Here is a 21,095-nt window from a genome sequence, read left to right as displayed (position 1 = left end):
GGTACAGCCGAGATACGTGTAAAAATAGGTTATAGGATTACTTTTATTTCCAATATAATTTAAAATTGAATTTTTTATCTATAATCACACAATTGAAACGAAGTGTTTTCAGTAACTAACCAATGGATGATTAGGGTTAACCCATAGTAGGGGGCACCATATATAAGGAATGTTCTTTCGTAACCCTGTTATTCATATTTTTTATCAATTCCAAATAAAAACAATATTCAATATAGTAATTATTTCTAATTATGTTTATAATTATGATATTACCACTACATATTCCTGGAAGGTGTGAACAAGATGGAAAAGAAAACCGTTTTGCAAACCAAAAAGATTACATTTCAAGAACCCAAGTTGATAGTAAAAGGTAGCCTCAAAGAAATGACAGGTGGGGGATCAGGTAAATACAAGGAAGCTGGAGTTGGTAGATTCCTAGATTGAAACTCCAATAGACTCAGTACATACTGAGTCTATTTCTTTATAGCAGGAGGAAGCAGATGGATTACTTTCAAATTATGATGACAGGAACAAAAGAGAAAATATATGTCCCACCATTAGGACTATGGGCAACGCTTATGATTTGGTACCACACCCTGGTCGTTATTTATCAAATGAAACGAACAGATAGCAATAAATTATTGCATCAACTTCACAATGTTTCTACCATTCGAACCTTTTCCTTTAAACGAGAAATAGACCGCTATTTGTTTGCTAGAAGAGTAGTGTTTACTTCCTCACAAGTGATTCAATTTTTTCATAAACGAGCTCTGTGTTTGGAAAGATCTATCGCTATTTCTACATCGCTTCGAATCATGGGTTTGCCTTCTCAAGTGGTTATTGGTCAACGAGCAGCGATGGCAGCAGATGAAGAATTTGAGTGCCATGCTTGGGTAGAGCTGGATGGCGTCCCTATCAATGACTATGTTTCTCGAAAGTACTGGTTTAATGAACTCTATCGTGTTCCAGAAAGTAAAGAAGGGGAGTTAGCATGAGATTTACAGAAGATATTGGTGGTGTTTTTTCAATCAATCATTCTACTAATTCCCTATTTATCAAAGGAATAGTATGGGCTAGTATGTCCAATACAACCATTCATATGGTAGATAAACTGAAAAAGCACAATATATCCAGTGCAAAACAGGAGTTTGTAGAATGGTTTACAAATGGTAAGAAAGAATGGTTACGTGATATTGATGGATCTTTTATGATGGCACTGCAAGATCCAATATTAGGAGGGATCTTATACCGTAGTTTGGAATGTAGGATGTCTCTCTATTATCGAGTGGAAAGGGAAAAGTTATATTGGTCCAGTAATCCGATAGATTTGGTAGATAAACATATTCCTCTGTTAAAGCAAGTAAACCGACAAAAAGTATTTGTTTCTTGTTTAGGTGGTTTTTTAAATGAGGAGCAAAGTCATTATAAAGGAATACGCCGCTTGCCTGCTGGCCATCTTCTGGTATATAAAGATGGTCACTATGTAGTAGAAGAACTTGATGTTCCAAGAATACAAAAAGAAACAAGTCGAAGAGATATATGGAGCTACGCGGAAGAAGCAAGGTATTTGATTCAAAAAACATTAGCAAGAAGATTAGAAAAAGGAAAAACCATTGGCATCCAATTGAGTGGTGGAATGGATTCTTCTGCTTTGTTATGTAGCCTAAAAGAGTTAGGTGCTTCTGTTGTTGCATACCATTTATCTTGTGAAGGAATTCGTTCTGCGGACGAAACCAAATATGCACGTCTTGTAGCCAATCATTTTGATGTTCCGTTATATGAAGTTCATTTGCCAACAGAGATAAACACCAATACATATTTGAATTATAATTGGCGTTTTCGTACACCTCTCATTCATAGTTGTTATCGTGGATTGGAAATGGTGCAAGAGAAGTGTCAAGAACATGGAATCGATACAATTATCCCTGGGTATATGGGAGACTTTGTTTTTGCTCCTGTGAACAAACCAAGTTTTGCACAATTATGGAACGCTTTATCCAAAAGAGAACTCATACATTATCTGTGGGAGAAATCAGGTTGTCAACTATATTTTTCTGATAAGAAAACAGTGGGGTTCTCGCGAACAAAAATCTTTGAGCCATTTTTTACTGACTCGGCATTAGACGAAATTTCTCAGGTAAATGATCGTTTGGAGTTTTCCGATCATTTGATAGATAATTTTCGTATTGTTGCCAATGATGAATCAGAATCAACTGCACAAACAAGGCTTTTTAAACAGAATATCTTATCCAATTTTGTTTTCAGTCGCGAAATCATGGAATTTTCCTTACGGCTTCCAGATGTATACAAAATTACGCCATCTAGTGGACAATGGATCATCAAACCAGTTTTGCGGCTTGCTTATTTGGATAGATTGCCAAAAGAGATTATCACGCGTAACCATGATCAGTTGTTTAATTCGATTGATGAAAACTATATTGTACACCACAACCAGCAAATTGCTTCTTTTTTATGTCATTCCCACTTGGTGGAATTTGGTATCATCGATGGAAATAAAATACAGACACTTCTATCAAATAAACGAACGGCAGCAAGTGTGACAGAAGGTTTGATGAATTGCTTGATGATGGAGATTTGGTTGCGAAATCTAAATAAACTTTCAAGATCACAGAAGAAGATGGAGGTTGGAAAACATGTATCGCCCTAGTTCCTTTATAAAAGTTTCCGAATTATATGATGAATATATGTTACTCGACACTCGCACAGGGAAGTATTTGAATTTCAATGAAACAGGTAATTTGTTTTGGAAAGTATTAGTAAAAGAGAAAAATGAGGAGGAGATGATACAACATTTATTGGAGCAGATTGATGCAGATAGAACTCAAATTGAAAGATCTTTATCGAATTTCACGGAAGAATTACTAGAACAGGGAATCATAGAAAAATGATAAAAAAATGGGCACAACACCGATTCGCACGTGCGACCGGCTGCATTTCGAGAGGCTCTAAGAAGGATCAAAACTGAATCAAAACATTCAAGGCAGCATCCAGTTGTCTTGACTCACATATGAAAGTTCACCACCTGTGAGGGTGGTTTTGTTGTGTAAAGGGCGTTTGAAAAAGTACACCTTTAGATACATTTTTTACTTTCATGTATTTGGTGTTAAGTTAGTCCTTCTATGCATCTGTAAAAGTATACTATTTCATCCATATTTAACCAGAAGTACAAAAAGAACTTGTAGAAATCACTACAAGTTCTTTTTAGGGTAGGGTAGATCATAGAGCTACATAAACAATCTCATCAGACATACTAACCTAAGGAGAACTGTCTTAATAATTTTATTATATAACAAATATTACCAGTTCAAGATTATAATTTTGAAATTTATGTGAACTATGAAAACGTTGCGTGGTGGATCTATCTAATTAAGAGACTCGTAATTTAAAGAGCAAAAAAATCGTTTTGGGTGCAATTTAAAATCTTAGCTTGATGGCTATGTTTCCGTACCCCTATGTGATTTAGCGAATAAATTAGAAATTGATTTAGAGGAAGTATTTCAGGAGAAGATGGAAATTAACCGAGATAGAGTGTGGTGAAGATACATATAATAATTCTTATGTGAAAGTTAAAAACGCTCAGGGACTATGCTCAGAGCGTTTTAATTCGTTAGATAAAAAAGGGTTTGTGAAATGATAGTTGTTTAGATGGTGTTAAATATTGTAAAATGAAAATGGTACCAACAAAAACACAGGGGTACCCAAGGTTTAGGAGGCGGATTATGAAACAAAGAATCTTAACAGAAACAATTCATCAAATTCAAACGAAGGGGTTTACATTTACAATTAGTGACTTAGCAAAACAATTAGCTGTGAGTAAGAGGACAATCTATGAGCACTTCTCTTCAAAGGATGAGATAGTAGATGAAGTTATTCGTAATGCAATAGAAAGTATTCAAGAAAAGGAAAAAAATATTGCTGAAGATGATACGTTACAAACAGTTGAAAAAATAAGACGCATCTTAATTTGTATTCCACAACAATTTAAATTCATGGATGCACGTTTATTAGTAGGACTAAAAAAACACCATTATAATCAATGGTTGAAATTAGATCAGTTTTTACGTGAAGGTTGGTCTACTGTAATCCGGTTACTAGAAGAGGGAATGAGAGAAGGGAGTATTAGACAAATTCAAGTTCCGTTTTTTATTGAAGTATATTTAGGCGCACTGAATCGCATATATGATCCTATATTTATTGAAAAGAGTGATTATACATTGGGGAGTATGCTCGAATCTATTATGGACATGTTGCTGTATGGAATTTCTAATTCAAAATAGAAGGTGGGAGAATAATGCAGTGGATTTATTTATGCTTAGCAATTTTATTTGAAGTAGCGGGTACAACTGCGATGAAACTATCTGATGGATTAACGAAACTTGTCCCAAGTATTCTTATTTTTGTATTTTATATAGTAAGTTTTTCATTTCTGTCATTTGCATTAAAGGGGATGGAGATGTCCGTTGCATATGCGGTTTGGTCAGGTATGGGAATTGTTACGATTACAATAATTGGTTTCTTTTATTTTGGAGAAAGTATCAATATCATTAAGATACTAGCGATTCTTTTTATTTTAATTGGAGTCGTGATCTTAAATTTTAATAGTGCGGCACATGAAGAGAAAAACAAAGAAATGGTGGAGGAACGTGTACATTGAACCGTTTAAAATATTTTTTCCTTATTACTGATATTGGGTTTATTATATATTGGTTCATAACAATTTTTCATATAATTCCACAAGAATATTTGTTTAAAGATTATCAAAATCCTATTTTAGTGGCATGGAACTGGTCTTTTCTACCTTTAGATTTGTTAATCTCGTTGACGGGATTTTTAAGTTTGTATTTGTATTCTAAACAAAAGCATATTTGGAGCCATTTTGCGTTCTTATCATTAATTTTAACTTTTTGTTCAGGATTACAAGCTCTAGCATTTTGGACAATCCGTTTAGATTTCGATATTTCTTGGTGGATTCCTAATTTATATTTATTAGTTTATCCATGCTTTTTCTTAAAAGGTATTTGGAGAGAGTGTGGATGGTATGAGACTAACATGAGATAATTGAGAAAAGAATTCAATAGGTATAATCGGAGTGGAGGAAGAAAGTGAACTTACAATAGAGGTCTCGTCACATCGCCATCAAGTTAAGAAATCCATTGTTCCTCAAAACGAAAAAACGAACCGAATTCCCATAGACAACTATGAAGAGATAAAATTTTCGTTTTTAGGGGTACTTTAAAATCTTAAGTTGATGGGCATGGGGTCACCATATCATTTCGGGAAAATTGTACGTTTAGACACAAATTAACCACATTTTAACTGGTTCCCTGTACGTTAAGGGATCGGTTATTTTTTTTATCAAGTTTAATTAATAACGGTCTTATTAAAGTACCACTTGTCAGCAATCCATGAATCTAGAATCATATGAAAAGCTATTCAAATTTTCGGTAGGAACTCTTCATTTACATAATCCTTATTAGAAAGTAAATAATTATAATTTGCTTATCGTAACACAGCTCTTATTGCTTCGAAATAAAGTTTGATCCAAAATACCTCGCAAACTCGTATTTTACGATAAATAAGAAGAAACCATTTTGAAAAATCTTTAATCAAAATGGTTTCCTCTATAACCTATCTAGATGTTTTTTATAATTCTTTAATCGAATAGGTACATCTTTTTGATAAACGGCACGACTTTTTAAAAGCTACAACTGTTTATTTCCTTCTAGAACTTTTGTATTGTTCAGACAGATTTTAATACGTAAATAGTAGTTAACCAATAAATAACGTATTGTCCTATACCTAATACACCAATGCTTAATAACGGAACAAGATTATTTTGAGAAAAGATGAAACAAATTAGTACAGTAACTGGAATAGCAAAGGTGTAGTATATGTACACATTACGGCAAGCCTTAAATGTTACCCACTGTTGCCCTTCATCCATTTCGCGAAATTCCGGTGGAACTATGCTCATTGATTTAATCTTATTTTTAGGATTTCTTCGGTTATAAAGCTTTATAAATAAGGACCATCCAAACGTAAAAAATATTAAAATTCCAAAACATAATTTAGCCAGAAATACCTGTGTATTCATTAGAGACAGTAGCAAAAATGCAGTAATAAATACTAATAAGCTCATAGGAAAAAATGGTGAACGTAAAATATGATTCAACATAAAGAATTAATCCTCCCCTTTTAAATAAAATACATCTTCTACAGAAACATTAAACGATTGGGCTATTTTTAATGCCATCGTAACTGACGGGGAATAGTCCCCTTTTTCAATTAATCCAATTGTTTGTCTCGTTACTCCAATTGCATCAGCTAAGTCTTTCTGAGTCCACCTAAAACGGGCGCGTAATTCTCGAACTCTATTTTCAAGCATTCAAACTTCCCTTTCTTATATGGATTCAATACCTTTATTGTAATGGATGTGTTATGAAATGCAAATAATTATTTGCATTTTGTTATAAATAATTGCATGAATTAAACATAAATAATCCCTTTCATAATTAGGACGGTATTATGTTTCTGCAATAACAATTGTGTGCGAAGTCAATAAAAATTAAACCACCTGTGCCTAAAGGGATATAGGGAACGAATGTGTTAAGTGTTTTGATGTGGGGTCCCGTTTTCAAAGTTCACTTCATAAAAATGATTTCCTAAATACATTCAGGCAATTATTTTTTACAAAATGCAAAGGATTGTTGACATTATTAATCGCTTAATTTATTATAATCGTAGTTAAATTATGGAAAGGAGTAGTGGGATGCTAATTAATAGAGTCAGAGAAATGCGTACACGCCACAGGTGATCTCAGCAAAATTTGGCTAAAAAAATTGGGACCACAAGACAAAAGATTGGATTAATTGAAAAAGGTGATTATGCACCTTCCAGAACGTTAGCCTTAAAAATTGCCAAGGCTTTTCAAGTCACAGTAGAAGAAGTTTTTTCCTTGAATAAGGTCTCTTATTATTCCAATATTTTTATTTATTCTGCTAGTTACTTTTTTTATTTCTTTCCTGTATAACCCCTAGGACGAAAAGCAGCTATTTGCTGACGATTCGTAATTTAAATAAGGATTAAAAAGGAGGTGATGTAATGCTTGAATGGGCACAAGACCAAACGACTGTCTGGCAATTCATTGTAATTTTCGTTGTTGCTTTCGCTCCGTGGATGGATGTATCTATTATAGTTCCTATCGGTGTGGCATGGGGACTTCCGCCGCTTGGAGTTGCAATAGTGGCTTTTACGGGTAACTTGCTTTTAGTTTTACTGCTAGGATTTTTCTTTAAGCAATTTTACGCATGGAGAGAAAAAGGAGAAAAACAAAAGGAATTACGGCTCCCTCCAAACAAGAAACAAGATCCAGAAAAATTTGGGAGCGATACGGTATTCCAGGTCTAGCACTTCTTGCGCCAATTTTTGTCGGTACTGATATTGCCGCTGTTTTAGCTTTAACATTTGGTTCCTCTCGGACACAAGTGGTAAGTTGGATGACTGTTAGCTTAGCTGTTTGGACAACTATATTCACTATCGGCTCCATGTATGGCTTTAGCTATCTAAACATTATTTAATATAGAGGGGTGAATTTATGGAACATCAGCTTTCTTTGCCAGAAGAAATGGTTCTATTAGGGGCGAATCATCTCCGTTTGAAATATCGTTCATACACAGAAACATATAGCGTTGGATCTATATTTATTGACCTACTTTTAAAAAGAAAAATAGAGTTGGATACAAAGGGGAAAATTGTGGTTGTTGATTCTGATATTACTGGAGTTGATTACTTGGACCAAGTTATCCTTGTTCTTGTCAAATCATTTAGAACGAGAAAATTAAAATCTTGGATTAAGTATTTTCAGTTTAAAACCCGGCTACGAGGAAAAATACACAACTCTATTCTTCAAGAACTGCAAAAAAAGGGGGCAATCACCTTAGGGTTAAAAGTCCCTTTTCTACCTCTACGAAAAATCACCGAGATTAATCAATCGAGAGAACAAGTTGTTAAACTGATTCATTCTCAGCTCATCTATAATAGAGCTCCTGATGAACAGACAGTTGTTCTTTTATATTTGCTGAAAGAGACAGGATTATTAAAAGATTATTTTGATTCAAAAGAAAGAGCAGAAATAATGGACCGTATAAACGGGCAAAAAGACCAGCTTTCAATTGATATAAATTCTATTCGACGGATTGAAAAAGCCATACAGGATATTACAGCTTGTCTTGCCTCTTTAGGTGGTGCACTTGTGACTCCTTAGACGGTAAGTAGTCCTTAATTAGATAGTGAAGGGAGATACAAAATGAACTCACTAATTATCAATACAAATAATCTAACAAAGACCTACAAAAAAAATATAGTTGTAGATTCTTTAAACATGAAAGTCAGTCAAGGTGAGATTTACGGTTTTTTAGGTCCGAACGGGGCAGGGAAAACTACGACTATTCGAATGTTGCTTGGTCTTATTCGTCCCACTAAAGGTGATGTGAAGATATTTGATCAGGATCTAAAGAAGGATCGTTTGTCAATTTTAGGGAAAGTTGGATCTCTTGTTGAAACACCGACCTACTATGGTCATCTTAGCGGCTATGAAAATTTGGAAGCTACCAGGCGACTGCTACGAATAGATAATGCAGATAGAGTAAAGGATGTACTCAAAATTGTCCAGCTGGAAGGTGCCAAGGATAAAAAGGTTAAGAATTATTCTCTAGGAATGAAACAAAGGTTGGGTATTGCAACCGCTTTGTTAAATCGCCCACAGCTTTTAATTCTAGATGAACCAACCAACGGTCTTGACCCTGCTGGTATTCATGAAATACGTGAACTTATTAAAGAAATGCCTGCAAAGTTTGGAATGACCGTTTTGGTTTCAAGCCATTTACTTAGTGAAATAGAGTTGATGGCAACTCAGGTGGGGATTATTCAAAACGGGAAGATGCTTTTTCAAGATTCTATTGAGGTTCTAAGGAAAGAAAGTGAACCTAAAATTAAAATAAAAGTCGATAAGCCTTTGGAAGCAGCTAGTTCTCTTAATCATAAAGGCATTGAGGCAAATTTTGAAGAGGAAGAAGGGACTGTGTATATTCAAGAATCTTCACCATCTATAGCCGGGGAAGCCAACAAGGTACTAGTAGAGGCTGGATTTACAGTCTCCCGCCTGGAAGGTATGAAAAAGTCACTTGAAGATATTTTCTTAGATCTTACAGGGAAAGGACAGAGCTTATAATGGGACCGATATTCTCAGCCGATTTAGTTAAAATAAAACGTTCATGGTTTTGGGGACTTGTCCTATTTTTCCCTGCTGTATTAGTAGGAGGGGTAACTCTGCTGCTTTTGCTGAATGCTGGTGATATACAGCAGGAGGTCTCAGAAGGTAGGAGTTATAACATTTGGGGTACCATATGGATGATTACATTTTACGGCAACTATTTTATTATCCACCTTTCCGTTACAATTTTATGCTCATATATTGCTAATCTAGAGCACCAGGCAAGATCGTGGAAACTTATCTTTTCTATGCCAATATCCAAGACCCAATACTATTGGACGCGCTACATGTGGATATGCCTTGGTGTGCTACTTTCGGGCTTATTTTTAATGGTTGCTATGTGCCTTTCTGGATTTTTATTTGGAGGGAGCGCTACATTTAACGCCTCCAGAATCTATTATTTTACAATGCTTCCATATCTGACTTCTTTTGCTCTTATTGGGCTGCAGCTATGGATGTCCATGGTATTAAATAATCAGGCGATACCGATGATGATGGGAGGAGTAGGAATAGCCTTGGGGCTATTTTTGATTCAGCTACCGGGGGTTACACAATATCTTCCGTGGGTCCTGCCATACCAAGTAACATTTTCAAATGAAAATATCATTACTGATTTTTCTAGTATAGTTAATTCCCCTGATTACCAGTGGGAATGGGTTTGGATTAGCGTTGGGATGGGCTTATTTTTCACTATCATTGGATCGATACATTTTTCCAGTAGAGAAGTAGATTAGGAGGAAGAGTATGTTTAAAGATGTATTATGGAATGATTGGTTGAAGCTTAGGAACTATACGCGAATTTGGCTGATTATTCTGATAACAACTCTGTTTCTTACTGTCGTTGGAGTGGCCAATTATGTTACTCATATCCATGTTTTTGAAGAGAATGGAATGGTAGGATGGACGGGGGCGTGGACCCAAGTCGAGTTTTTGTATGGAACTGTTCTTTGTCCGCTACTTTCAAGTGTGTATCTGGCAATACTCTGCCGTTTTGAACATGCAAATGGGGGGTGGAAGCAACTTTTGTCCTATCCTATTCCAAAAGTATACTTTTATCTATCAAAGATGATATGGGGTTGGCTGTTGGTGGGAATGACAAATGTTTTGATGTTTTTGTATTTCCTTATATTAGGGAAAGTGATGGGGGTGACAGGAACATTTCCGTATTTCGAATTTTTAGGCCTGTTTCTAAATGGATGGTTGTCCATTCTGCCTCTTATAGCCCTTCAAACCTGGCTGGCGATACAATGGCAAAACTTTTCTCTTCCAATTGCCTTGAACTTTGCTTTTATAATTCCGAATATCTTTGTGACAGGTTCAAAGTATGGAAGATATTATCCTTGGTCGCAGCCTGCTTATGCTATGACACCAGAAAATCAACTTGGATTTACACAGACAACCCAAGATTTGTACCTAGCAGTAATAGGTGGTTTTCTCTTGTTTAGTTTAGTCGGAGTCTGGAATTTCATGCGTACTGAAATGAAATAAATACCAATCCAAAATAAGGAGGGAATTATAGTGAAAAAAGCAACATTATTACCATTATGGCGGTAGCAGTAGTTGTTTTAGCTCTCTTATTCTTTTTTGGACCTTTAGGGGAAATGTTTGTATAAACAGGATGGCACGCACATTTCGAAAAATGTACGTGCCATCCTGCGCTATAAAAAGGTTTAATTAAAAAAGAAAAATATCGCAATTTCATTTAAAATATTACGTCTTTTTACAAACAGCATAACTTTGTTCAAACCTACAGCTCTTTTTACCAACTTGCTTTATCCTGTGTACAGAAACATAAGAGTTTGTGAACATGCAGAAAACAAAAGAATTGAAGGTGAAATTTTACAAAATATTCTTTCCAAAAATCATGGTTAATTGTACAATTTTACAAAGTAAAAAAGGAGGATCCTAATGATTGAAAAAGTTTTTAATACGGGATTTGTTAATCTAAATTATGCAGAAGGTGGTAATCCATCTAAACCACCTCTACTATTGCTTCATGCAGCTACTTCAAGGTGGCAGTCATTTCAATCCATAATTCCTGAGCTTGAGGAAAATTGGCATTTATACGCGGTAGACTTACGAGGTCATGGTAAGTCAGATCACGTTAATTCAGATTACAAGATAGAAGAGTATGTTCCAGATATATCTGCTTTTATCGAAGACTGTATTAAGGAACCTACCATTGTATTTGGTCATTCTCTTGGAGGAATGATTAGTATTTTGGTTGCAGCATATCATCCAGCTCTTGTTAAAGCATTAATAATCGGAGATTCACCAATTTCATTGGAAGTTCTAAAAGAAGGTAATAAAGATGACAATAGAGAAATGCTGATTTTACAAAGAGATCTAGCAAAAACTAAATCAGTCGAATATATCCTTTCAGAATTAAAACAAAAGTTTTTAATCCCAATTCCAAATCAAAAAGATATGGTTCTTGCTTCCAGAGTGTTGGGAGAAGATAATCCTTTATTTAATTTTATCGCAACAAGTCTAAGTCAAAATGATCCAGAGGTACTTACAGCCGTCCTGGAACGCTTTGATGAAACCTATACTGAATATAAAATAGATGAATTACTTCCTAAAATTCAATGTCCGGTTTTACTCCTTCAAAGTGATCCTATATTTGGAGGGGCAATAAGAGACGAAGATGCCGAACAAGCATTACATCTCTTACCTAAAGTAACCCACATTAAAATTAATAATGTAGGCCATGCTTTGCATATACAAAACAAAGAGTCAGTTATAAGCGCAATGCTCCCTTTTATGACATCGTTATAAAGATAGAAAATCACATGTTTTTATGACAGCATGAGGTTTTTAGTTAAAAGGAAGTAATAAATGAATAAGGAAACAACAGCCGAGTTTTCCTTAGCGCACAGGAAATCGGCTTTTTTTGTGTGAAAAATTGGTTAGCTTACAGGTAGTCGGTTTAATTATGTCCAAATCTTTTACTAAACTTCTTTATAATGAACTTAATTTATTTACATTGACATACCTGGTAAAAACTTCGTTATTAATACAATAATTGCCGCTAAGAATACCGCTTTAATAAAGGGTCCTACTACATCGCTATCAAGCTAAGAAAATACAACTCCCCCAGAACGAGATTTTGTCCTAACTTGTAATAAAAAAGCTCATTTTTTCGTTTTGGGGTGGATTTGTTTTCTTAAGTTGATGGGCATGTATGGTGACCCCTAGAAGCGTTCCAGTCCTTGTCTGCAAAAAAAATGCACTCACATTAGAGTGAGTGCTCTGAAAAAGGTTGAGACTCCTCCATGGGAGTACAGTCTTTATTAGGAGAGTTTCTACTAGAAACGTATCTTTAATTTATAATGAATACTACAAAATCTAATCAAAAAGTACATGATTTTACAAAAAAAATATTAAGTAAGGGTCGCGCCCCATAGCCATCAGCCTAACGAAATTAAATGCCCAAAACAAGAACTTTACTTTTATACAGTTATTTATGAGAATTTAGCTCAAAAAAAACAGGTTCTGGTGCAAAAACTTCAGGATAATTATAATAAATCTATAAAACTTGGACATACTGATACTATTACTTTATAAAGGTGTGTGATCGGTATGGAAAAGAAAAATTTATTCAAATGGAAACACTATCAGCCTGACATTATTTTACTAACGGTTAGATGGTATCTACAGTACAGCCTCAGTTTTCGTGATTTAGTGGAAATGATGGGGGAACGCGGCTTATCTATGGCTCACACAACGATTATGCGTTGGGTGCATCAATATGGACCTGAATTAGATGAAAGAGTACGGCGTCATCTCAAGCAAACAAATGACTCATGGAGAGTCAATGAAACCTATATAAAAGTAAAAGGACAATGGATGTACTTATATCGTGCAGTCGATTCGAGAGGAAATACGATTGACTTTTATTTAAGTAAATCTAGAGATACCAAAGCAGCCAAGCGTTTTTTCAAAAAAGCCTTGGCTGTTCGTCATTCTACAACACCACGTGTTGTTACGGTTGATAAAAATCCAGCATATCCTTTAGCCATTGAAAAGTTAAAAGAAGAAAAGATGATGCCTGAAGGCGTTAAAATCAGACGAATACGGTACCTTAACAATATAGTAGAACAAGATCATCGTTTCATTAAGAAACGTGTGCGTTCTATGTTGGGATTCCATTCGTATGAAACAGCCAATTCTATATTGAGTGGTATGGAAGCGATGCATATGATGAAAAAAGGACAACTTCACCAGCGGATGAAGTCTGCCTAAAATGAAGTCAAATTCATACATAAATTGTTTGGAGTTGCATCATAAACTGTAATGGAACAGGCCATGTAGGTTCTATGTCTTCATCAAGTAGTTTTTGCACCAGAACCGAAGTTAGAACTTCCATGAACAAAACAGTAAGTCATACATTGAAATGTATATACTAGGAGAATTTCTATATTTTATTTTGCTTATTTTTTTGCATGTCATAAACTTGGTTCAAAAACAATCATGTATTCTAAACCAGATATAAAAAGGAGGTTAACCATGGATCCTGTACTTATGGCTGTTATAGGATTACCTTTAACAATTGTTATCTTAGTGATAATTGGCTTCTATAAATTATTTATTAAAAGAAAAATATAACATCTTTCTATACCCCATTCGATAATATTACTGGTCAAACAATTTCAGAATTTCACGAAGAACAGAAAGTTTTAGTAGCTGAAGATGAAGACGGGGATGGGAAGAAGAAAAAATAATAAAAAAACAATAGTCTTCCAGATCTTGTGTCTCAACATTCTAGTAAAAGAACTACTTTATTAGGTCTTTTTTATTGTAGAAAGATTGTATAACGTATACATGTCAAGTAGACATAACCCCACTTATCAGTAGCAAAACAGAAAAGGAACTAACTCATGATCTTATGAGTCAGTTCCTTTTCCACTCTTCTTTATAATATATATAGTTTCATAATAGTAAAAAAACAATATTTCTATCCTGTCTGTAGTATCGGCCCCACCTACGCCAGATACCCTGATAGCCACTCGTGCCATCCTACCCATTATTACCATATAAGGAACCACTTGTTTGGAGAATTTTTTTTGCTAGTAAATAAATTTTATATTAGAGTTACTAGGATGTATGTAAAGATTGTTTATCTAATAGTGTATATAATGCTTGGGTTCCATTATTTTCTGCTCCTTTGTCAGCAAGCTCATCATATAATGATTTAGCTAATTGTAATCCTGGTGTTGATAATCCCATTTCTTTTGCTGATTCAAGAGCAATTCTCATATCCTTTATAAAATGTTTAATGTAAAATCCTGGTTCAAAATCTCCGTTAATTATCCGGGGAGCTAGATTACTAAGAGACCAACTTCCTGCTGCTCCTGTTTCAATACTTCTTAGTACAGCTTTTGAATCAAGACCTGCTTGCTTAGCATATACCATTGCTTCACAAACTCCTATCATATTTGAAGCAATAGCAATTTGATTACACATTTTCGTATGTTGTCCTGCCCCAGCTTTTCCTTGTAAGATAATATTGGTTCCCATTAGCTCAAATATAGGTTTCATTGTATCAAAATCTTGTTGTTCTCCTCCTACCATAATGGCTAAAGTTGCTTTTTTGGCCCCAATATCTCCTCCTGACACAGGGGCATCTAATGTATGAATTCCCTTCTCACGGGCTATTTCGTAAATGTTTCGCGCTAAAATAGGACTTGATGTAGTCATATCGATAACATATGTACCTGATTTAGCGTGGTGTAAAATCCCTTTTTCCCCGAAATAAATTCCCTCTACATCTCTCGGGTAACCTACCATTGTAATAATAATATTCGCTTGTGCAGCAATCTCAGCTACAGTTTCTTTCCAAATAGCACCATTGTCTATTAACTCTTGAGAACGGGCAGGAGTTCGATTATAAACTAAAACTGTATATCTTGCCTTTATAAGGTGGGTGGCCATACTTTTTCCCATAACACCTGTACCAATAAATCCGATGATTGCATTTTTAGTATTATACATACTTTACTTCATCTCCTATTTTTGTTTTTAATCATTTTCAAAAACAAAAAAGTATTTGATTGTTATGTTACTTACAATCAAATACTTTTGCCCAGGCGTACGACCATATGAACTATACGCTCCCTCGTGGTACTCCACGCTTCGCCAGTTACGTATAGAGGAATTATACTTAAACTGATTATAAACCAATATATATATAAATCCAATATTTAGATTAATTCCCCATAGAAAAAAGGGAAAGAAGAACAATGAATATTCTATACATATTCGGTGAACATAATGCATCATTAGCGGAAGTTACATTTTATTCAAAGTACAACCAGAATTTTTAGTAATGGTGTACATGAAGATCAAATAAAGTTCTTGTTGTAAAAATTATCATTATTATGTATAATTTCCCTATAAATCAATTGTGTGTTACTGGCGTGAACATGGAGAACCATGAGGGAGCACACAAACATCTGCCGTACGCCTGGGCAAAGTATTTGAACTTACGTTCAAATACTTTTTTTATTTTCAGAAAGGAGTTTAAGTAGATGAATAATATTGATTTACGGTATGGAATGAATCCACATCAAAAGAAAGCAAAAGTATATTCTACAAAAAAAATGCCCATTAAGATTTTAAATGGTGAGGCAAGTTACATTAATTTTTTAGACGCATTAAATGCGTTTCAACTTGTGCGAGAACTTAGACAAAGTGTCGGTCAACCGGCAGCAGCATCGTTTAAGCACGTAAGTCCAGCTGGTGCAGCTGTTTATTGTCCACTAAGTGAACGGCTTGCAAAATCTTATTTTGTTGAAGGGCTGGAATTGTCTCCATTAGCTATTGCCTACGCAAGAGCAAGAGGAGCTGACAGAATGTCTTCATTTGGTGACTGTGCGGCTTTTAGTGACCCAGTAGATATAACTGTAGCAAACCTTCTGAAAAAAGAAGTTTCTGATATGATTGTTGCACCAGGATATGATGAAGATGCGTTAGCAATTTTAAAAAAGAAAAAACAAGGAAAGTACCTTATCTTAGAGATTGCCCCCGACTATGTACCTGAGCCAATTGAAAAAAGGGCAGTATTTGGAATCACAATGGAACAAGAAAGAAATGATATACTCATCTCAGAAGGAATCTTTGATAACATTGCTACGATACAGCGTATAATTTCTGATAATGTTAAAAGGGATCTTCTTGTTTCTATGATCACACTAAAATACACCCAATCAAATTCGGTTTGTTTTGCACTAGATGGTCAAACAATTGGAATTGGTGCAGGACAACAATCACGAATCCATTGTACCCGATTAGCAGCTGAAAAAGTGGATAATTGGTGGTTAAGACAACATCCACTTGCACTCCAAATGAATTTCCGACAAGGAATATCCCATGTTGAGATAAACAATGCGATTGATGGTTGGATAAATGATGATATTACTCCTGCAGAAGAACAACAATGGAAACAATATTTTCAAGTAGTACCTGAGCGATTGACTAAAGATGAGAAAAAACAATGGTTAACAGGCTTAAAAGAAGTTTCCTACGCTTCCGATGCTTTTTTGCCATTCCGTGATAACATTGACCGAGCCGCTCAAAGTGGTGTTAAGTATGTGGTCCAAACCGGTGGTTCGTTGCGTGATGATCAAGTTATACAAGCAGCAAACGAATATGAGATGGTAATGGCTTATTCGGGTATTCGTTTATTTCATCATTAAATCAAAAAAGGGATAATCAATCTATTGAATTGATTGTTGCTATAGAATCAGTGAATAGTAGAAAAGAGGCTGTACAGCCTCTTTTTGATTTGATGTATATCGTATTCATGTAAGGTTAACATAACGTCCTATTATCGGTAGCAAGGACATGGGGGAATCCGCTTTATAGCAAGGATTTCAACTTATCCTTTTCTATTTTTCTATGTATCTTTTTATACATTTCTATTCTGATGTGCCTTTTGTCCTCCCCATCGTTCCCGATGTCTCCCGATTTTTTGCATAAAATCTTGCATGCTCTTAGCGTGGTTTTTTTTCCAAAATGCTGGCGATACCCCATCGCTATCAACCTAAAATTTTATAGTACCCTCAGAACGAAATTTTGTGTTAACTTGTAACAAAAACGCTCATTTTTTCGTTTTGGGGTAATTCCGAATTCTTAAGTTGATGGGCATGCCTCACCATACCATTTCGGGAATATTGTACGTTTAGACACAATTTGGACGCATTTTAAACGTTTCCTGTATGTTAAGAGGCATCTGTCCAGAAAACCCTAAGTTATGAACATGAGTGTTGTTGGAACTATACATCATCTTAATAAGATGTAAATAAAAAATTGTCACTTTACCTATAAGTTGGCCGCAGTTGGAAGCATAAGTTGGCCAGAAAACACTTATTTTTGTAGGTGATTATCTAATTATTCAACGGAATTGGAAGCATAAATTGGCCGTGAGTTAATTATTAACTCATAAGCTGGCCGTGAATTCTACAAAACAGCAAATAACAAAAACTATTAGCAGCATAGTGTTCCATTAAAAAAATTCAATCATGTTCTAACCGTATATTTCAAAATTACGATCGATTGTGAAATATACGACATAAAGTCAGTTCCTACTAGAAGGACTAATATTCATCAGAATCATCCGCAAACATTAAAATTCATCACATGATAAGAGATATGTGGTCTAAACTTAACCTATTCGAAGCGCTAAATTTTTCAGGAGAAATAGTGAATTATTGATATAATTAAATTTATAATATATTTTAGGGAGGAACTCAATTTGAAGAAAACATTAATTGTTGGAGCATTATGCTTATCGCTCGCTTCTTTAACTGCATGTAGTAATGGCGGTGAAGAGGCATCCACTGAAGCGAACAAAAATGAGATTATTATACATATACCTAAAGAAAAATCTAGAAACCTAGAACGATTTGAAACATTTTCTCAAAATGTAAAGGATAAGAAAAATGACGAAATACAAATTAAAGATTATTTAACTGACGAGGAAGCAAAAGTACCAACTTTAAAAACTGTAACTTATAAAGATGAAAAATTCACTTTTACTTACAAGTACAAAAACGACTATAGAAAGGATATATGTAATAAGCTTGTTACTCCTCAAGAAACACATGGTATAGCATATATGCTAAGAGATTGCGCCCAGTCAGAAGAGGGTATTGTACTTGATTATACAGCGGAGGATGGTGAAGGAATACACTCCATAAAAGATAAATCTATTGAATTTATTGAAGTTGAGGGGGATAAGACCTACATATTCGTAAAGCAATTTGATGTTGGAGCTTTCGTGAACGCTATCCAAACTACAAACTTTGATACACCTTCAAATACATCTAATACGCAAAAGTCAAATTACAAAGTAAATGTTCACTTTTTAAGTGGAACAACTCAAACATACTATTTGTGGATTGACAAAGAGAAATCACAAGGAATAATGATGGATTCAGAACAAACAAATCAAGGACATGAAATTGATAAAATATTTGTAGGTGACATCATAAAAGCATTAAATTAAAACGACATATTTTAATGCGCCTCGTTAAGATGCACTTTTTAGATGATTACATGAACTCCATTACTACGTTAAAAATTGACCGCCATCATAGGCAGTTTTCTTATACGCTGCTATCCTTCCAACCCCGCCAGTCATCTCGTCCAACACATTCGCCTTTAGGTAGGGGTACAGCCAATTACAAAACAAACGTCTTTGTTCATTTATAATTTCAATAATCATATTTCTCAACTTGTTTTATAAGATTTATCTTTTGAGAAGTTACATAAAATGGTATTTTAAGTATGCTGTTGAATATCTTTTAAGGGGGATACGTAATGAACAATATTGTAAAAATGGATAATCAAAATTTGATTATGAATGGTGACTTCGAACAGAATTTTACAGGATGGCAAGTGGAAGGTTCAGCAGGAGAGCAAAAGATTATTGATTCGAGTATAAATAAACTTTTACAACTTAGTTCATTAGGACGAATCTCTCAAGAAGTCACAATTACGCCAAATAAAACTTATACACTAAGTTTTAATACACAAGCTCTTTATGTAGGCGGGAAATCAAATGTGACAGTAGGTACAAATGATACAGGACATTTATTTGATGAGCATTATGAAAATAATCAAATGGAATCCAAAGAAATTATCTTTAAAGCTGGCTCAAATGATTCTTTACTTAAACTAACTTTACACTGTGGTGGTGGAGAAGCAAGGTTTGATAATATAGTTGTAATACAGGATATTCCAACAGTAAGTAGTGCCTATGTATATAATGGGGGTTACGTTGCAATCAATTTCGCTTCACCTTTAAGTGATCAAACTCTATTTACAATGTATGTAAATGGAGAAAGAAGAAGGTCTATGACATTTGATATTGGACGCAAATATTGGCGTGGTGATGTTTCATTTTGGGGAGGTACTTGGGCAGAAGCTAAAGATTCTAATACTAGATTCACATTAAAAACTATGATTGGTGATACAGAACAAACTTTATTTGAATTTAATGGTGTTAGCCCATCGCTATCAAGCTAACAAAACAAAATACCCCCTAAAATGAAAAAATACGCTATTCTTTCTGTAGAATCATAGGAAAGGATGGCGTTTTTGTATGTCTATTTCTGTAGCTGATGAATTACAACTATTTGCTCAAGAAATTCAAAACTTCTTATCTCCCAATATTTTACGAGATTTTGCTAGAGAGGTTGGTTTTGTACAACGAACCAGTAAGTACCAAGCAAAAGATTTAGTCGCTTTATGTGTATGGATGAGCCAAAATGTCGCTACAACTTCTTTAACTCAGTTATCTAGTCGTTTAGAAGCATCGACAGAAGTACTCATCAGTCCCGAGGGACTGAATCAACGATTTAATAAAGCGGCCGTTCAACTTTTACAACACGTATTAGCTGAACTATTAAACCAAAAATTGGCCTCATCTATGCCGCTTTCTTCTCCATATACTTCTGTTTTCAAACGTATTCGTATTTTAGATTCAACCGCATTTCAACTCCCAGATTCTTTTTCATTTGTTTATCCAGGTGCAGGAGGATGTAGCCATACAGCGGGGATAAAGATTCAACTTGAGTATGATTTATTAAGTGGAAAGTTCCTTCATATTCATACAGGTCCAGGTAAACAACATGATCGAACCTACGGTTCCCTGTGTGTCCCAACTGTAACAGCGAATGATTTATGTATCCGAGATTTAGGTTATTTTCATTTGAAAGATCTTCAACATATACAAGATAAAAAGGCTTATTATATCTCACGTATCAAATCGAATACACGTATTTATCAAAAAAATCCTAACCCTGATTATTTTCAAGATGGCAGAATCAAGAAAGGTACAGAGTATATCCAGATAGATATGGAGGTTTTAATGAATTCTCTTCAACCAGGACAAACATGTGAAATATCCAACGCTTATGTAGGAATGACTGATAAAGTCTCAACTCGTGTGATTGTTCATCGACTAACAAAAAAACAACAACAAAAACGATTACAAGATCAAACTGTAAGAGAAAAAAAGAAAGGAATGAAGTATTCTCCTCGTAGTAAACGACTTAGCGGTATCAATGTATATATGACAAATACTCCTACAGATATTGTCCCAATGGGACAAGTACATGATTGGTATTCTTTACGTTGGCAAATCGAGATTTTATTTAAAACGTGGAAATCATTCTTTCATATTCATCATTGTAAAAAGATAAAACGAGAACGGTTGGAATGCCATTTGTATGGGCAACTGATTGCCATTCTACTCTGTTCTTCTACCATGTTTCAAATGCGGCAATTACTTCTTAGA

General features: G+C 34.8%; 21 protein-coding genes, 3 pseudogenes and 2 riboswitches. Of the genes and pseudogenes, 21 read left to right on the top strand and 3 right to left on the bottom strand.

All coding sequences use genetic code 11. From position 1 onward, the window contains the following. The first annotated feature begins 303 nt into the window (after positions 1–303). From HRG09_RS25205 to HRG09_RS25175, 8 genes and pseudogenes are all read left to right on the top strand, one after another. Positions 304–444: a burhizin family lasso peptide precursor gene (locus HRG09_RS25205; protein WP_174103577.1), complete on the top strand. Its 141-nt coding sequence runs from the start codon at positions 304–306 to the stop codon at positions 442–444. Between the two features lie 56 nt (positions 445–500). Continuing rightward, positions 501–995, top strand: a complete 495-nt coding sequence (locus HRG09_RS25200; protein WP_174103576.1) for a lasso peptide biosynthesis B2 protein — start codon at positions 501–503, stop codon at positions 993–995. Beyond that, complete coding sequence (locus HRG09_RS25195) at positions 992–2,668, top strand: asparagine synthase-related protein (RefSeq protein ID WP_174103575.1); 1,677 nt, start codon at positions 992–994, stop codon at positions 2,666–2,668. The genes HRG09_RS25200 and HRG09_RS25195 overlap by 4 nt, the downstream gene beginning before the upstream one ends. After that, the gene (locus tag HRG09_RS25190) at positions 2,655–2,909 is read left to right on the top strand and encodes a PqqD family protein (protein ID WP_174103574.1); all 255 of its coding nucleotides are present in this window, start codon (positions 2,655–2,657) and stop codon (positions 2,907–2,909) included. Before HRG09_RS25195 ends, HRG09_RS25190 begins: the two co-directional genes overlap by 14 nt. Before the next feature lie 562 nt (positions 2,910–3,471). Next, positions 3,472–3,558, top strand: a pseudogene (locus HRG09_RS28655) (MazG nucleotide pyrophosphohydrolase domain-containing protein); the annotation flags it as partial. A gap of 182 nt (positions 3,559–3,740) precedes the next feature. After that, on the top strand, positions 3,741–4,298 hold the full coding sequence (locus tag HRG09_RS25185; RefSeq protein ID WP_174103573.1) for a TetR/AcrR family transcriptional regulator: 558 nt from the start codon (positions 3,741–3,743) through the stop codon (positions 4,296–4,298). Positions 4,299–4,312: 14 nt separating this feature from the next. Then, positions 4,313–4,675 carry a DMT family transporter gene (locus HRG09_RS25180; protein ID WP_174103572.1) on the top strand — a complete coding sequence of 121 codons (363 nt, stop codon included), beginning with the start codon at positions 4,313–4,315 and terminating at the stop codon, positions 4,673–4,675. Next, entirely contained in the window at positions 4,672–5,079 is a 408-nt protein-coding gene (locus tag HRG09_RS25175; protein ID WP_174103571.1) for a YvaD family protein, read from the top strand. Before HRG09_RS25180 ends, HRG09_RS25175 begins: the two co-directional genes overlap by 4 nt. A 682-nt stretch (positions 5,080–5,761) precedes the next feature. Here HRG09_RS25175 and HRG09_RS25170 read toward each other — a convergent pair. Together HRG09_RS25170 and HRG09_RS25165 are read right to left on the bottom strand one after the other, a co-directional pair. Then, the gene (locus HRG09_RS25170; protein ID WP_174103570.1) at positions 5,762–6,196 is read right to left on the bottom strand and encodes a hypothetical protein; all 435 of its coding nucleotides are present in this window, start codon (positions 6,194–6,196) and stop codon (positions 5,762–5,764) included. 6 nt (positions 6,197–6,202) lie between these two features. Beyond that, positions 6,203–6,406 (bottom strand): helix-turn-helix transcriptional regulator, encoded by a 204-nt coding sequence (locus tag HRG09_RS25165; protein WP_049113274.1) that lies wholly within the window; start codon positions 6,404–6,406, stop codon positions 6,203–6,205. Positions 6,407–6,847: 441 nt separating this feature from the next. Here HRG09_RS25165 and HRG09_RS25160 point away from each other — a divergent pair, with 441 nt between their 5' ends. The 9 genes and pseudogenes from HRG09_RS25160 (at position 6,848) to HRG09_RS25120 (ending at position 14,016) form a co-directional block, all read left to right on the top strand. After that, on the top strand, positions 6,848–7,051 hold the full coding sequence (locus HRG09_RS25160; RefSeq protein WP_254610175.1) for a helix-turn-helix transcriptional regulator: 204 nt from the start codon (positions 6,848–6,850) through the stop codon (positions 7,049–7,051). Positions 7,052–7,122: 71 nt separating this feature from the next. Further along, a pseudogene (locus HRG09_RS25155) lies at positions 7,123–7,598 on the top strand (small multi-drug export protein). Positions 7,599–7,615: 17 nt separating this feature from the next. Then, positions 7,616–8,284, top strand: a complete 669-nt coding sequence (locus HRG09_RS25150) for a GOLPH3/VPS74 family protein (RefSeq protein WP_174103569.1) — start codon at positions 7,616–7,618, stop codon at positions 8,282–8,284. A 42-nt stretch (positions 8,285–8,326) separates the two neighbouring features. Beyond that, positions 8,327–9,250 carry an ABC transporter ATP-binding protein gene (locus HRG09_RS25145; protein WP_174103568.1) on the top strand — a complete coding sequence of 308 codons (924 nt, stop codon included), beginning with the start codon at positions 8,327–8,329 and terminating at the stop codon, positions 9,248–9,250. Further along, positions 9,250–10,026 carry an ABC transporter permease gene (locus HRG09_RS25140; protein WP_174103567.1) on the top strand — a complete coding sequence of 259 codons (777 nt, stop codon included), beginning with the start codon at positions 9,250–9,252 and terminating at the stop codon, positions 10,024–10,026. The genes HRG09_RS25145 and HRG09_RS25140 overlap by 1 nt, the downstream gene beginning before the upstream one ends. A 10-nt stretch (positions 10,027–10,036) precedes the next feature. Continuing rightward, a complete protein-coding gene (locus HRG09_RS25135; protein WP_174103566.1) occupies positions 10,037–10,780 on the top strand; it encodes an ABC transporter permease in 744 nt (247 codons plus the stop codon). 420 nt (positions 10,781–11,200) lie between these two features. Next, on the top strand, positions 11,201–12,070 hold the full coding sequence (locus tag HRG09_RS25130; protein WP_174103565.1) for an alpha/beta fold hydrolase: 870 nt from the start codon (positions 11,201–11,203) through the stop codon (positions 12,068–12,070). 804 nt (positions 12,071–12,874) lie between these two features. Beyond that, positions 12,875–13,537: an IS6 family transposase gene (locus HRG09_RS25125; protein WP_174103564.1), complete on the top strand. Its 663-nt coding sequence runs from the start codon at positions 12,875–12,877 to the stop codon at positions 13,535–13,537. A 264-nt stretch (positions 13,538–13,801) separates the two neighbouring features. After that, positions 13,802–14,016 (top strand): annotated as a pseudogene (locus HRG09_RS25120) (DUF3951 domain-containing protein). Positions 14,017–14,389: 373 nt separating this feature from the next. Here HRG09_RS25120 and HRG09_RS25115 read toward each other — a convergent pair. Continuing rightward, on the bottom strand, positions 14,390–15,286 hold the full coding sequence (locus HRG09_RS25115) for an NAD(P)-dependent oxidoreductase (protein WP_174103563.1): 897 nt from the start codon (positions 15,284–15,286) through the stop codon (positions 14,390–14,392). 82 nt (positions 15,287–15,368) lie between these two features. Further along, positions 15,369–15,448, bottom strand: a riboswitch (ZMP/ZTP riboswitch). A gap of 244 nt (positions 15,449–15,692) precedes the next feature. After that, positions 15,693–15,771, top strand: a riboswitch (ZMP/ZTP riboswitch). A 51-nt stretch (positions 15,772–15,822) separates the two neighbouring features. Between HRG09_RS25115 and HRG09_RS25110 the strand changes: the two genes are divergently transcribed. The 4 genes from HRG09_RS25110 to HRG09_RS25095 all read left to right on the top strand — a co-directional run. Beyond that, complete coding sequence (locus tag HRG09_RS25110; protein ID WP_174103562.1) at positions 15,823–16,989, top strand: phosphoribosylaminoimidazolecarboxamide formyltransferase; 1,167 nt, start codon at positions 15,823–15,825, stop codon at positions 16,987–16,989. 1,058 nt (positions 16,990–18,047) lie between these two features. Continuing rightward, on the top strand, positions 18,048–18,800 hold the full coding sequence (locus HRG09_RS25105; RefSeq protein WP_174103561.1) for a DUF4362 domain-containing protein: 753 nt from the start codon (positions 18,048–18,050) through the stop codon (positions 18,798–18,800). Positions 18,801–19,114: 314 nt separating this feature from the next. After that, a complete protein-coding gene (locus tag HRG09_RS25100) occupies positions 19,115–19,822 on the top strand; it encodes a DUF642 domain-containing protein (protein ID WP_174103560.1) in 708 nt (235 codons plus the stop codon). A 76-nt stretch (positions 19,823–19,898) separates the two neighbouring features. Further along, positions 19,899–21,095: IS4 family transposase (locus HRG09_RS25095; protein WP_174103559.1), on the top strand; the 1,197-nt coding region annotated here is incomplete at its 3' end.

Origin of the sequence: Bacillus sp. Xin1 (assembly GCF_013314535.1) — a bacterium.
Lineage (GTDB): Bacteria > Bacillota > Bacilli > Bacillales > Bacillaceae_G > Bacillus_A.
The sequence above is the reverse complement of the archived record's forward strand: the minus strand, read 5'-3'. Positions and strand labels throughout refer to the sequence as shown.